Raw genomic sequence first — 13,178 nt, 5'->3', positions numbered from 1 at the left:
CCTGCGCTAATGGTGAAGCCCCCCAAGGCTCTGCATGTTGCAGTTGTGGAGGATGACCCACGCATTCAGCAGCTGATCAGCGCTGAAATCACCGATGAGGGGCACGCCTGCATTTGCTTCGGTTCCGCAGAAGACTTTCTCGTCGAAGCAAGCTCCGAGCACTTTGACCTGCTGCTGCTGGATTTGATGCTGCCGGGCATGGACGGCTTGGCCTGCCTGAAACAGCTGCAGCTCAAGTCCCCTTCCGAGCCTGCTTTGAGGGTGGTGATCGTGACGGCTCTCAATGATGCCGACAGGAAACGCGAAGCTTTGGCTAACGGAGCGGAGGCCTACGTGCTCAAGCCGGATCTGTTCGAACAGCTGCCGCAACTGCTCCAGACGCGTTCGATGTTCTGAGTTTCAGACGCAAGCGCACGATCGTGGTGGTTTCTTGCGGTGAGGGCTGCTGATGGAGCTCAAGCGTTCCTCCACACCCCCTGACCAGTTCGCGCACCAAGGCGAGCCCCAAACCAGGGCCCTCCACCCTTTCCCCGTCGCGTTCGGGCTTGCCCCGGAAAAACGGTAGAGACCAGCGTTCCAGATCCTCCGAAGCCACAGGGGCATCAAGGCTCTGACTGGCGAACTCCAGGATGCAATGGTCGAGCCCGTCACTGCCAGCAAGGCTGAGCTGAATCGGCATGGATCGATTGGCGTGCTGGCAAGCGTTGTCCAGCAACTGATCCAACGCCAGCATCAAGGCCCGAGGGTCGGTTTGGACCATCAGTTCGTCCCCCCATTCCAGGCCCTTCAGCTGGAGACTCGGAGCCAGCTCCCGAGAGGCTTCATACCAGCGCTGAAGCAGCGGCCCCAAGAGGTGGTCGCCACAGCTGACCACATCAGGATCCAGCTCCAGGCGTGTAAGCAGCGAGAGATGACCGAGCAACTTCTGAATCCGCGCCATTTCCTCGCGGGCCATCGTGAGACGGGAGCTGACGGCCTCAGGGAGAGCGCTCAGCCGAGCCATCCGTTGCAGATTCCCGCTCACGATCGCCAGGGGCGTGCGCAATTCATGGGTGAGATCGGTCATGAAGCGCTGCTGCTGAACCAAGGCCCGTTCTTCGGGGCTGAGGTCGCGCAACGACACCAGCAGAAACGGCGCCTGAATCAATTCGACCGGCCGCCAACGCAGCAAGTGCACCTGCGATTCATCACCATTCGGGGACAGCACCTGGCAGCGGCTCTCTCCCGACGTCCGCGGCAGAGGCAGGTGGGGGTCCAACAACTGGAGTGCTGCCTTGGCATGGGCATCCAAGGGCCTGAGCTTCAGAACATCAGCCAGGGTTTGATTCACCAGCTGAATCGGCACGCCACCAACAAAGAGGTCGGCAGAGGCTTGATTTGCCCAGTGAATTCTTCGATGCACATCGACAATCACCATCGCTTCGCTGGCCGCGTCGAAAGCGACCTGAAGCATTCCAAGGGACTGCCGCAATTGCGCAATCAGCTCTCTATCCCTCGAGGATGACGACGATGAATCTGAGCTATTCATGCCGAACCACCCATCTCAGCTCGATTCCATCAACGGTCGCAGCGTTGCCGCGAACGACCAGCTTCCATTGCTGTGCTTCTCCGCCACAATGAAATGTTCACTTTCAATGGCATGCCCATCGGAGCAAAAAGTTGCCAGTTTCAACGGGTGATTCAGCACCTTGGAGACCTCCGTCAGTTGGAAACGGGCGAACCCAGCGTGATGGGAATCGCGAAAGCTTGGCGGCAAAATCAAACCAAGGGATTGACCAATCAGCGCGGCTTCAGACCAGCCGTAGACGGCCTTGAAACGATCATTGATTTCCTGCACGATCCCAGAGGAATCGGCACGAACAAAGGGGAGGTCTTCCTTCTCACGCAGTGCTCGGATTTGGTCTTCCGTCCAGGCGCCTGGGGTCGACATAGCGAAAAACAGCCGATTTCAATGTAGGGACAAAATCAGTGAAATTTCTTTCGATGCCTAGAGTGGAATGAGGTTTTAAGGCCGGATGTCCCCGGAATCCCAGCACCGTCTCCGTGTCCTTCTTGTTGACGACGAACACAAACTGACTGATCTGCTTCGTCTGGAGCTTGATGTCGAGGGATACGACGTTGATGTTGCCTCTGACGGAGCCAGCGGCCTGATCCGCAGCCGGGCTGAACCCACTCCAGACCTGATCATCCTGGATTGGAACCTGCCGGACTTCAGCGGCATCGACATCTGTCAACGCATCCGAGCCGGGGGAATCACCATCCCAATCCTGATGCTCACGGGGCACGACGAGATCACTGATCGGGTCAAAGCTCTCGATGCCGGCGTTGATGATTACCTGATCAAGCCATTTTCCATCGACGAATTAATGGCGCGCCTACGGGCCATGCACCGTCGCGCTGAAACATTCTCAGGGCCCGTGAGCGGCTCCGAGGTCAACGAAATTCTCAAGGTCGCCGACCTCAGCATGAACACGCGAACCCGGGATGTGACTCGGGGAGATCGTGCCCTCCGACTGTCGGTGAAGGAATACGACCTGCTGAATTTCCTGATGAGGGGCGCAGGCCGTGTGCTCGAACGTCAAGAGATCATGCACGGTGTATGGGGAGAAAATTTTTATGGGGACGACAATCTTCTGGACGTCTACATCCGCTACCTGCGTCAAAAAGTCGAATTGGACGATGCGCCAACCCTCATCCACACCGTGCGCGGTGTCGGATTCATCCTCAGGGAACAATCGAACTGAAGTCTCTGTTTCGCTCGGCTTCGCTTTGAGCTAGGGCTGATCGCGTTCAAGGCTGCGCAACACCTGGTCGAGCAGCAACGCAACAGGATCGTTGTTCTCACGCATCACGGAGGAAAGATCCAGATCTCCAGGATCAACGGCCTGCCAACCTGCCCGCGATGGTGTGCGCAACTCGAAATGCAGGTGCGGGCCTGTGCTGAGGCCCGTGCTGCCGACGCGGCCAATCACCTCTCCTTGGCGTACCGGCTGACCGGGTCGCACATAGATCTCCGAGAGATGGCCATACAACGTGCGGCGCAATGGCTCGGCATGTTCCAGTTCGATGGCGATGCCATACCCACCAGCAAGACCACTACTTAAGACCTGTCCCGAAAGAGCAGCCACCACCGGCGTGCCCTCCGGCGCTGCAAAGTCCCGACCGGCATGCATCAACCAGCTCCCCAGGATGGGATGCAAACGCCAACCAAACCCACTGCTTTTAAAGGCGTCTCCAGCCACAGGGAAGAGCAGTTGACTGTCGCCATTTCCAGGGCTGGGCAGCGGACGAGGCGTGACAGCGAAGACGGATTCCAGACGAAAGGTGCCGCCATCGCGGGCGAGAAGCGCTGACACGGGAACACGCAACGGTTGCCGGGAGGGGATCAGCCGAACCCGAGCCGAAGCCGGTGCCCCCGGCGGACGCCTGGCCACCCCGGACGCACAGTCCTTCCGGGACAGAGCACCAGTTCGACAGGCCTCTTCAAACCGGCTTCGTTCCATGGGAACCACCGAGCCACCACCCTGGAGCAGCTTGCGCTCCTTGGACGTGATCACCCGTTGTCGGACCAGCCCATCGAGAGACTGATCAAAACCCTGCGCAGCCGCAGCTGGAACCAACATCCAGATCAGCGCGAACCAAGCCAGCAACGGACGAGACGGCTGTGCAGGGAAATCCTATGGATGGGACACCAACTCAGGGCCAGCGGCGCCAGGTTTCGGTCCTTGAACCCTGACGCAAACGAAGCCCTCCATCGCCTTCAAGGCCAGCAATCCTCCAAATCTGACCGTCTTCAGGATGGACGAGCTGATCGGACCAGAGCCGGGCCTGAACGCCATCGAGGCACCAAGCCCCATCGCCTCCAACGGCGTGACAGTGATCGAAGGCAAGTAAAACCTCCGCCGTCCACCGGATCGGATCCGCAGCCTGCTGTCCTTCCAGCCTTCGCAGGGCAATGGCGTTACCAGGGACTGAATTCCGCACATTCAGGCCCAGGCCGATGCGCAGCAAACGCAGCTGGGAGCCCCGTTGCACCACCCCAGGCAGGAGGCCCGCCAATTTGCGGCCGTTCACGAGCAGGTCATTGGGCCATTTGATCTGAACCGAAAGGCCCCGCTGCTCAAGCCGTTGCGCCACAGACAGGGCCAGCGCCAAGCCAAGCAAGCCGGCCTGACCGGACCCATGGCTCCGCCAGGGCAATGCAGCACTGATCCAGACACCGCCTGGCGGAGAAACCCAGGCGCGCCCCCGCTGGCCGACTCCCCGGCGTTGGTGGGTAGCAATAACGGCGCGAGGCCCCAGCAACGAGGGCTGATCGCGCAACCAGGTCCCCAGCAGCTCCTCCGTGCTGCTGCACACAGGCACATGCCGGATGGTCCAGTGGCGTGCCGAGGCACCAGCGAGGCGGCGATACGTCGCCATCAACCGACCACCACCGTGGTGAGGGCATCGATGTTGCGGCATGCGTGGATCAGTCATCCATCGCATCCGCGAGTCGCGATGCAGCCTCCACCAACTCATTCACCGGCCGCACCAGCGCCATGCGCAGCCACTGGCGACCGCCGCCACCAAAACCGGACCCAGGGGTCAAGGCGACACCACTGCGCTGAAGCAGTTCCCTGGCGGCATCTTCATCACTCCAACCCCGACGATGGGCCGCATCAGGCAAGGGGAACCAGAGGTACATCGCCATCTCTGAACAGGGAACCGACCAACCGCGTGCCCTGAGGGTCTCGACCACACGATCCCGTCGTTCGCGATAGGTCGGATGCAGTTGCCGCGGCCAATCGGGGAAGCGTTGCAAGGCCTGGATCGCACCCTGCTGCAGGGCCAAGCTCTGGTTGAAATCGATGACGGCCTTGGCACGACGCAGGGCGGCAATCAGCGGTGCAGCACCAACAGCGAAACCAAGTCTGAATCCCCCAAGGCACCAGCCCTTCGAGAGGGAGAAGAATTCAATGCCGCACTCTCTCCAGTTCGGAGCCTGCAAAAGAGAGGGAGGTTCTCCATCCAGGGCGAGATCCACATAGGGATTGTCGTGAGCGATCACCACGTCGTGCCGAGCCGCGGTCGCCATGATGCGATTGAGATCCTCCTGATCCCCCACCCGGGCTGAAGGGTTGTGGGGATACCCCAAAACGAAAAGCTTCAGTTGATCCCAAAGCTGGGGGCTGATGGTCGTTAGATCCGGACGCCAGTCTTTTTCGGGGGAGAGGGCCAAGGCCTTGGTCCGGGCTCCCGCCAAGTGCAATCCACCGGTATGGGACGGATAACAGGGGTCCAGATGCAGGGCAGCGTCACCGGGATCAAGCACCGCAAGCGGCAGATGGGCTGTTCCTTCCTGGGATCCCACCAACAACTGGACCTCATGATCAGGATCCACCGAAACGTCGAAGCGATGGCGACACCAGTCCGCGACGGCGGCATGGAAAGGCCTCAGCCCGGCTTGCAGGCAATAGGAGCAGCTGTTGGACTCCACGACCGCAGAGGCCATGGTGTCCAACAAAGCCTTGGGCGGCCGAAGATCAGACGATCCGATGGAGAGATCCACCAGATCCGGACGTGCGGAAGAAGACGCCTCAACGCGATAAGCGTGCTTTGCAGCATCAACACGGGCAAAAACAGCGTTGCCCAGCGAGGCAAGCCGCTTAGAGGTTGGCATCCAAGAAGGCCTGCAGCTGCGGTTTGGCGATGGCACCTTCATGCCGCGCCAAAACTTCACCGTTGCGGAACAGAATCAACGTGGGGATGCCCTGCACCTGATAGGCGTCACGGGTCTGGGGATTCCCATCCACCTCAAGCTTGCCAACGCTGAGGCGATCGCCGTAGTCGCTCGCGACCCAATCCATCAATGGGGCGATCAGTCGGCAGGGGCCACACCAGGCGGCCCAGAAATCGACAAGGACAGTGCCGGAAGCCTTGAGGACTTCACGTTCAAAACCAGCGTCGGTGAAATCGGCAACAGCTCCAGCCAAGGCACTCAAATGACTGAACCGATCCTATGGAAAGCCGGACGCCTTTCCCGGGTTGATCAGAGCTTGTCGATGGATCGCTTCAAGTCTTCGAGTTCGGCATCCACCTCTTCCACCTGCACGGGCTTCACGGCTTCAGACGACTCGGACGCGGGCAGAGCAACGGCTTCCGGGCCTCCTTTCAGCTGAGCGCGCAACGCCTCGAGATCATCATCAACGCCGCCACCGCTTTCCAGAGCCGCGAACTGACTTTCCAGATCAGTTCCAGCCAGCTCAGCCGCAGCCTGACCGGTGGCCTCCAGGGCCTCCACCTTTTCCTCCATCCGCTCGAAGGCGGCCATGGCGGAATTGGTGCCGATGCTGCCGACGGCGCTTTGCAACTGCTGCTGAGCCTTGGCCGCCTGAGCCCGGGCCTTCAGCATGTCCTTCTTGGTCTTGGCCTCGGCGATCTTTCCTTCGAGGGCGACCAGACTCTTTTTGAGCGATTCCACCTGGCCGTCTTGGGCCTGCACCTGCGCGGTCAGTGACGTCGCCGTCTCCTGGAAGGTCTTGCGCCGGGTCAAAGCTTCCCGAGCCAGGGATTCCTCACCCTTTTTCAGTGCCAGCTCGGCACGCTCGTACCAAGTTTTGGATTGGGCTGCAGCCTGTTCAGCCTGACTGGTCAACCGCTTCTGACTCGCGATTGCCAGGGCAACGGCCTGACGCAATTTGACCAGATCCGCCTGCATGTCAGCGACGGATTGGTCGAGGATTTTGGAAGGGTCCTCCATGCTGCTGACGGCAGCGTTGGCGTTGGCGCGAACCAACCTGCTCAGCCGATCAAAGAAACCCATGACATGGCCCTAGACGCGCTGAGATTAGCGAGGTTTCTGCAATGGTTCTGCTTAGGATCGGGGTATGGCGGTTGCACCTGATTCCCAACGGCGTCGCCTACCGGGCCTGGAGCTGCTCCAATCAGCTGCACCAGCGCCGGCGGCACCGTTGAGAACCTGCCTGGGCGCGCTGCAGAGGGAGTGGCGCAAGGATGACCATCTGGCAGCTCTGTGGCAGGACTGGCCGAGAGTTGCAGGAGCACAACTGGCACCGCACTGCCGCCCCTTGTCGCTGCAACGCGGGGTGCTGACCGTGGGAGCCAGCCATCCTCAATGGCGCCAGGCTCTCCTCTACAACCGGCCCCAGCTCATCACCGCCCTGCATCAAGCCGGCCACGCGGTGCGTGATCTGCGTATCCAGCAACACCACCCCCTTCAATCCCCTGTGCTGGAAAGCGAAGCCAGCATCTGGGCCGAGCATCCGAGCCGCACCGATGTCCATGGCATGGGGACGTGCCCGGACTGCGGCCGACCAGCACCCAACGGAGAAATCAAGCTCTGGGGGCACTGCGGCTTTTGCCATAGACAAACCCTTACTTAGTTAGCCCCTAGATCCCGAAGGAAATGAGTTTATTCTTACCCAAATACAATGCGATCTTCCTGCACATCCCGAAATGCGCAGGTCAATCCATTGAAAAAGCCCTGGGATACAAACACCATCACCGTCATCACAAAGTTAATGACCTACCAGACGACCTAGAAAATTATTTCCGGTTCACCTTTGTAAGACATCCGGTGCGACGTTTCATATCCGCCTGCAACTACAACTTAAGAGTAGCCACCGCCACACGCAAACAGCTGAAGCGAACAAATTCAGAATCCCTAAGTTCATCCAAGAAATACCGCCTACACCTCATCACCAGCAATTCAAACTACGACTCAATTATTGACGATCTCACCAATGGAAAACTAAAGAAAATACCCTTCTTCAAGCACCAAAAACATTGGCTTAAAAAAGGGAAGCCTCAGTTCATCGGAAGAGTGGAAAACATTGACACAGACTTCGCCATTCTTTCAAAAATTCTATGCATCAAATCCAAGCTCAAGCGCACAAATAAATCACCAAACATAGCCAGCCTCGGGAACTTTTCAAAAAAGAACTTCCGAGAAGTTGTCGAGTACTACAAAGAAGATTTCATCGTAACCGGATATTCACCCAAGCACTCGGACTTCTGACTAGTAGCGCTCGGGACGTGGTTCCCGCCAGTCGGCATCGACGCCCTCGGCTATCAGAGTTTGTGCCCGTTGCTCAAGGCGACTGCGGTCCAAACGCCACACGTCGTAAATCCCGATCTGACCAAGCAGCTCAGGCTCAAGGTTGATCCAATGGTCACGTTCTGCCGTGCCGCGATCGATCAGAACCAGCGCGGTGCTGGATGCAGCCGGGCTCCCGAGGGGGTATCCACTCCAGCCGCGTCGCTGTTCATGGGCCAGGCGATCCGCAATGTTGACCAACGCCCCATCGGATTGACCTTCGTAGACGATCACTTGATCTGTGTAGAAGTGCAGCGAAGGCTTCATGGCGCCAACCATGACCATTGGCTCTCCACTGCGCTGTTGCGACAACATCAGTGAGGCCGCGTCGCGGACCGGTTGCTGACGCAGACGATCGGCGAGCTCGGCGATGGGGATCAGAGCTGTGAGATGAAATCCGAGCAGACAGCCCTGCATGGCCAGCAAGGCCTTAGCGGCAGCACGACGCTGAAGCAACAGACAGGCTCCAAGCGCGGCGGCAGCGCTGAACCAGACCGCAGCCCAGTTCAACAGACCGCTGGCCAGCAAATCCACCGACAGCGTCGGCATCTCCGGATCGTCGATCAAGGGAACCCAGAGCGATCCCAGCCAAAACCCAGCGGCCAGGACGGCAATCAGCGCTAGGCAAGTTCCCCACGCCATCCGTTGCCAGCGCGATGAGCCCAGCGTGGCCTGGGCCACCAACAGGGCCGCCGCGGGGGTGGCGGGCAACCAATAGCTGGGGAGCTTGGTGGCTGCGGTGGTGAACAGCAGCAGCACCGCCAACAGCCAGCAAGCTGCGAATTGATGCAACGAATGCTCCGGAGCGATCGGCGATCGGGGCACCCGCGCCAGCCCCAACAGCAGGTAGGGCGTGAAGGGCAGGGCAGCCACGAGCATCACCGGACCGAAAAACCACCAAGGCTGGAGGTGATCGTTCACCACGGAGGTGAAGCGTTGAAGGTTGTGGTAGCCGAAAAAGCTGTCCCAGAAGGGCTGTCCTTCCACCAGCAACTCCAGGGCGTACCAGGGAAGGCTGATCAGAGCGGTGAGCAGCAACCCTGGCAGCGGGCGCAGCCTCCGCCAGGGCTGAACGAGATCCCGTCGCAACGCTCCAAACATCAGCAGAGCGAGACCTGAGAGCACCACAGCAACAGGCCCCTTGGCCAGCACTGCAAATCCGAGGATCACCCAGGCCGGCCACCAGGCCACCTCTTGGGGGGCAGCAAAACGCCTCCACTGCAGCAAAAGGCTGAGACCCAGCAGGCCACACAGCAGGGCATCACTCACCGCGGTGCGGCTCCAGACGAGCACCAGGGGCGAGAAGGCAAACGCCAGCGATGCAATCAAGGCCGTCAAACGCGGACGCACATCGCCTGAAAACGGCCAGCGCAACAAGGTATCGGCGAGGCCAAGCATCAGCCCGACCGTGGCCAGGGCAGAAGGAAGCCGTGCCGCCCAACTGCCGAGAGGATCCCAAACCTCGCGTCCAGGCAAGGCGTAACCGAACCCCATGAGCCAGTACACCAGGGGCGGTTTGTCGTAACGGGGCAAGCCGTTCACCCGAGGCGTCAGCCAGTCGCCGGTGTCTGCCATGGCCCGCCCGGCTGCGGCAAACAACGGCGGAGTTTCATCCACCACGCCGGTGGATCCCAGCCGCCAGAACGTGATGACGAGTCCCAGGGCCAGCACAAGCGCCAGAACCTGGCGCCGCTGTCGTCCCGAAACATTGACCGACAAGGGACTCTCAGCGTCTGGGGTTGATGCTGACATCCGCCATCAGTCCTGTTCGGACCCAAGATTCAACACGCTGACTGAAGACCTCACAGGAAGCATGCTCCTCAGCCCAGCTGCGGCAGTGGGAGCGCTCAATGCTGCCGACGCGCCGCAAAGCCTCCGTAAGGGCGGCAACATCGTCGGGCGGCACCAACCAACCTGTGCGACCCGAACAGATCAGCTCTCCCGGTCCACCGCGGTCATAGGCAACGACCGGAACACCACAGGAAAGGGCCTCCACCACAACATTGCCGTAGGCCTCGTTCCATTTCGGTGTGTTGATCAGAGCGCGGCAGTGGCCCATCTCTTGCTGCAGCTCCTGGGTCGATCGAAATCCACGCCAGTCGATCGTGCCCTTGGGAACACTCGACTCCACTTGCCGCGCATAGGCATCGTCCTCACGCAACCCCCAAACCAGAAGCTGTTCACCCAAAGCAGCCGCAGCCGCAGCCGCATCCTCCAGACCCTTTTCCGGAGCGATGCGGCCCGCCCAACCCAGGGGGCCATCGGTCTGGCGCTGAAAGGTGTAGTTGCTGAGATCAAATCCGTTGCCCACAACATTGGCGGGGGAAGGCAGCCGGAAATCAGCGGCCTGGCGGTGGGTGTGAAAGGCAAGGCGACGTGAATCCCAGGCGGCGACGGCTTCGATCACATCGCGCATCACCGCAGCCACATCTCCCATGCTCACGAGGTGAAAGAGCCTGGCGCTGACCCGTTGCGTCAGCCATAGAGGCAGCCAGTCGTACCCGCCGTTGATGACAGCGTCGGCAGACTGCCCCGCATCGAGCGCAGCCTCCCAGAGAGCCGGCAGAAGACCGTTGCGGGGAATTTCGACCGGTGCATGCTCGGCAGCGTGCTGCCAGCTGGGCTGGTTCACACCCTCCACCTCCAGCAGCTCAACTCCGCTGCAGTCGGCGGGGAGGGTGGAGCCCTTTGCGGCCACAACCGTGAGCCTGTGGCCCCGCCGAACCAACCCCTGCACCAAGGATCGGAGGGTGAGCTCCACACCACCACCCTCGCCGCTGCCGAGAGCCCCGATGGGCGTGTTGACGATGACGAGGTGAAGCGGCGACTCCGTCATGACGAAGGATCCGTAAGCGGCAACGGCTCCCAGAACCGGCGCCGTTGACTGACGAAGATCACCGACACGAGCACCAGCACGACACCGATCCACTGGAGCAGATCAAGGCGCTCTCCCAGCAACCACCCACCGGTGGCCAACGCAAACACAGGGGTGAGAAATCCCAGGCTGCTGAAACTGGTGAGATCGCGCTGATTGGCGAACCAGAAAAACAATCCATAGGCCAAGGCGCTTCCGAGCAGGCTCGCGTACCCCATACGCGCCCAGTCCGTTGCCGTCCAGGCCAAACCAGCATCTGTGCGCTGGAGGGCATGAAGCCCGAACAGGGGAAGTCCCCCCAGAACCATGTGCCAGGCCGTGACGGTGACCGGATCGCTGTGGCGTGAGGCAAAGCGGATCAACACCGTCCCAGCAGCCATGGCAACGGCCGCCAGCAACATCCAGCCCTCACCGGGCTGAAACACCTCCTGCACGGCCGGTGGATCAGCCAGCAACCACCAATGTCCCAACAGCTCAGAGGGCAGGCCAATGCAGACGATTCCCGCCAAACCGATGGCCAGCCCCATCCAACCGATGGGATTGATCGACTCCCTGAAAAGAGCGCGTGCCATCAGGGCCACCAGCAGAGGTTGGCAATCAATCAGGACGGAACCGAGACCCGCCCCTGTGCCCTCCAACCCCCGCGCCAAAAGGCCTTGAAACAAAGTGGCATCCACCAGGGTGAACAGGAGGAACCAAAGCAGATCACGGGAATCGATCGCCAGGCCACGGCCGGTCCACTGGCCCCAGAGCAAAAGAGCCAAACCGGCGGGCACGAGGCGAAAGCCAGCAACCAGCCAGGGCCCTGCGCTGGCGAGCAACGGCGCCATGGCGGTCATCGCCGTTCCCCAGAGCGCAAAGGGCAACACCATGAGGAACCAGAGTCGCAATGACGGCATGGATGAGCGCTTGGGTGCTCTTTTTAAGATCTGGAGCGATGCAGATGCGCAACATGATCTGGCCCTGGCGGCGAAAATCACGACGACGGATGGCGCGCATCGTTGTTGATGGCCCCATCACCGGCGCCACGCGGAAGCGAGTGCTTAAAGCGCTGCGGGAGGTGAAGCAAAGGGAATTTCCAGCGCTACTGCTGCGAATTGACAGCCCCGGCGGCACGGTTGGAGACAGCCAGGAAATTCATGCAGCCCTGCTGCGACTCCGGGAACAGGGCTGTCGCGTGGTGGCCAGCTTCGGCAACATCTCCGCGTCCGGAGGCGTCTACATCGGCGTTGCCGCGGAGAAAATCGTCGCCAATCCCGGCACGATCACCGGTTCCATCGGGGTAATCCTGCGGGGCAACGACCTCTCGCAGGTGTTCGAAAAGATCGGGATTCGCTTCGACACCGTGAAGAGCGGTCCGTTCAAGGACATCCTTTCCCCGGATCGTCCGCTGAGCGATGCCGAACGGGCACTGCTTCAGGAGCTGATCGACAGCAGCTACAGCCAGTTCGTTGGGGTTGTGGCTCAGGGGCGAAACCTTGATCTGGAGACGGTGAAGCGCTTCGCCGATGGACGGGTGTTCAGCGGCGAACAGGCGCAGGCCCTGGGCTTGGTGGATGAACTCGGCGACGAAGAGCATGCCCGTCGCCTCGCGGCGCAGCTGGCCGATCTCGACGCGGACGACATTCGTCCCGTCACCTTGGGCAAGCAACGCCGCAAGCTCAGTGGCTTGCTGCCGGGATCCCAGCTCTTGCATCAACTTCAGCAGCGCCTCTCGATTGAATTGATGGGGAGCGGTCAGGTGCTTTGGCTGTACCGCCCATGACCAGCTCACCCCTTGTTCTGAGAGGCCTGCGCGGGGCCACCACCTGCACGGAGAACAGCACGGAGGCCATCCAAGCGGCGGTCACCGCTTTGATGGATGCCCTTGTTGATCGCAATGGTCTGACCCCAGACCAACTGGTGTCGGTGACCTTCTCGGTCACCGCCGATCTCGACGCCTGTTTCCCGGCAGCCGTTGCACGCCGGCGGCCCGGCTGGGACACGGTGGCCCTGCTGGACTGCCAGCAAATGGCGGTTCAAGGAGACCTCCCCCGCTGCATCCGTGTTCTGGCCCACGCCTGGATCCCGCAGGAGCAGCAACCGGTGCACCCTTACCAAGGCGACGCGCAGCGGCTCAGGCCAGACCGATCTGGTCACAACTGACAGATCAGTCTCCGACCCCTGAGATCACCGCCCCGTGGTTGGACTCAGGAGAATCCCACC

General features: G+C 60.7%; 16 protein-coding genes. 6 read left to right on the top strand and 10 right to left on the bottom strand.

The features are described 5' to 3' along the window. The first annotated feature begins 9 nt into the window (after window positions 1-9). Window positions 10-396: a response regulator gene (locus tag Q3Y53_RS06265; RefSeq protein WP_303534177.1), complete on the top strand. Its 387-nt coding sequence runs from the start codon at window positions 10-12 to the stop codon at window positions 394-396. Here the strand turns inward: Q3Y53_RS06265 and Q3Y53_RS06260 are convergent. Together Q3Y53_RS06260 and Q3Y53_RS06255 are read right to left on the bottom strand one after the other, a co-directional pair. Continuing rightward, on the bottom strand, window positions 338-1,453 hold the full coding sequence (locus Q3Y53_RS06260) for a PAS domain-containing sensor histidine kinase (protein ID WP_303534175.1): 1,116 nt from the start codon (window positions 1,451-1,453) through the stop codon (window positions 338-340). The two genes, Q3Y53_RS06265 and Q3Y53_RS06260, sit on opposite strands and share 59 nt — an antisense overlap. Window positions 1,454-1,543: 90 nt before the next feature. Next, complete coding sequence (locus Q3Y53_RS06255; protein ID WP_303534173.1) at window positions 1,544-1,930, bottom strand: PAS domain-containing protein; 387 nt, start codon at window positions 1,928-1,930, stop codon at window positions 1,544-1,546. Between the two features lie 85 nt (window positions 1,931-2,015). Between Q3Y53_RS06255 and Q3Y53_RS06250 the strand changes: the two genes are divergently transcribed. Next, window positions 2,016-2,744: a response regulator transcription factor gene (locus tag Q3Y53_RS06250; RefSeq protein WP_303534170.1), complete on the top strand. Its 729-nt coding sequence runs from the start codon at window positions 2,016-2,018 to the stop codon at window positions 2,742-2,744. 30 nt (window positions 2,745-2,774) lie between these two features. On the opposite strand, the gene Q3Y53_RS06245 is transcribed toward Q3Y53_RS06250, so the two are convergent. The 5 genes from Q3Y53_RS06245 to Q3Y53_RS06225 all read right to left on the bottom strand — a co-directional run bounded on the left by Q3Y53_RS06245 (window position 2,775) and on the right by Q3Y53_RS06225 (window position 6,805). Beyond that, entirely contained in the window at window positions 2,775-3,623 is an 849-nt protein-coding gene (locus tag Q3Y53_RS06245; RefSeq protein ID WP_303534168.1) for a M23 family metallopeptidase, read from the bottom strand. A gap of 73 nt (window positions 3,624-3,696) precedes the next feature. Further along, the gene (locus tag Q3Y53_RS06240; protein WP_303534164.1) at window positions 3,697-4,479 is read right to left on the bottom strand and encodes a biotin--[acetyl-CoA-carboxylase] ligase; all 783 of its coding nucleotides are present in this window, start codon (window positions 4,477-4,479) and stop codon (window positions 3,697-3,699) included. Next, window positions 4,472-5,662, bottom strand: a complete 1,191-nt coding sequence (locus Q3Y53_RS06235; RefSeq protein ID WP_303534161.1) for an aminotransferase class I/II-fold pyridoxal phosphate-dependent enzyme — start codon at window positions 5,660-5,662, stop codon at window positions 4,472-4,474. Before Q3Y53_RS06235 ends, Q3Y53_RS06240 begins: the two co-directional genes overlap by 8 nt. Then, window positions 5,649-5,975 (bottom strand): thioredoxin, encoded by a 327-nt coding sequence (gene trxA, locus Q3Y53_RS06230; protein ID WP_303534159.1) that lies wholly within the window; start codon window positions 5,973-5,975, stop codon window positions 5,649-5,651. The genes Q3Y53_RS06235 and trxA overlap by 14 nt, the downstream gene beginning before the upstream one ends. A gap of 56 nt (window positions 5,976-6,031) precedes the next feature. Further along, window positions 6,032-6,805, bottom strand: coding sequence for a PspA/IM30 family protein (locus Q3Y53_RS06225; protein WP_303534156.1), 774 nt, complete (start codon window positions 6,803-6,805; stop codon window positions 6,032-6,034). 64 nt (window positions 6,806-6,869) lie between these two features. On the opposite strand from Q3Y53_RS06225, the gene Q3Y53_RS06220 reads away from it, so the two are divergent. Continuing rightward, window positions 6,870-7,385: a DUF721 domain-containing protein gene (locus Q3Y53_RS06220; protein ID WP_303534153.1), complete on the top strand. Its 516-nt coding sequence runs from the start codon at window positions 6,870-6,872 to the stop codon at window positions 7,383-7,385. A gap of 23 nt (window positions 7,386-7,408) precedes the next feature. Further along, window positions 7,409-8,020 (top strand): sulfotransferase family 2 domain-containing protein, encoded by a 612-nt coding sequence (locus Q3Y53_RS06215; RefSeq protein ID WP_303534149.1) that lies wholly within the window; start codon window positions 7,409-7,411, stop codon window positions 8,018-8,020. Here Q3Y53_RS06215 and Q3Y53_RS06210 read toward each other — a convergent pair whose 3' ends face one another. Genes Q3Y53_RS06210 through Q3Y53_RS06200 form a run of 3 tightly spaced genes read right to left on the bottom strand, consistent with a single transcriptional unit; the run spans window position 8,021 to window position 11,872 of the window. Next, a complete protein-coding gene (locus Q3Y53_RS06210; protein ID WP_303534146.1) occupies window positions 8,021-9,850 on the bottom strand; it encodes a glycosyltransferase family 39 protein in 1,830 nt (609 codons plus the stop codon). Next, on the bottom strand, window positions 9,825-10,934 hold the full coding sequence (locus Q3Y53_RS06205) for a glycosyltransferase (RefSeq protein ID WP_303534785.1): 1,110 nt from the start codon (window positions 10,932-10,934) through the stop codon (window positions 9,825-9,827). Before Q3Y53_RS06205 ends, Q3Y53_RS06210 begins: the two co-directional genes overlap by 26 nt. Beyond that, window positions 10,931-11,872, bottom strand: a complete 942-nt coding sequence (locus Q3Y53_RS06200) for a DMT family transporter (protein WP_226425900.1) — start codon at window positions 11,870-11,872, stop codon at window positions 10,931-10,933. The genes Q3Y53_RS06205 and Q3Y53_RS06200 overlap by 4 nt, the downstream gene beginning before the upstream one ends. Window positions 11,873-11,925: 53 nt before the next feature. Between Q3Y53_RS06200 and sppA the strand changes: the two genes are divergently transcribed. Beyond that, window positions 11,926-12,738 carry a signal peptide peptidase SppA gene (gene sppA, locus Q3Y53_RS06195; RefSeq protein ID WP_226426022.1) on the top strand — a complete coding sequence of 271 codons (813 nt, stop codon included), beginning with the start codon at window positions 11,926-11,928 and terminating at the stop codon, window positions 12,736-12,738. Then, entirely contained in the window at window positions 12,735-13,118 is a 384-nt protein-coding gene (gene aroH / locus Q3Y53_RS06190) for a chorismate mutase (RefSeq protein ID WP_226425899.1), read from the top strand. The genes sppA and aroH overlap by 4 nt, the downstream gene beginning before the upstream one ends. Window positions 13,119-13,178 lie beyond the last annotated feature (60 nt).

This window comes from Synechococcus sp. YX-04-1, assembly GCF_030546365.1.
GTDB lineage: Bacteria > Cyanobacteriota > Cyanobacteriia > PCC-6307 > Cyanobiaceae > Parasynechococcus.
Note: the sequence above shows the minus strand (reverse complement) of the source record. Positions and strands in the feature narration are given on the sequence as shown.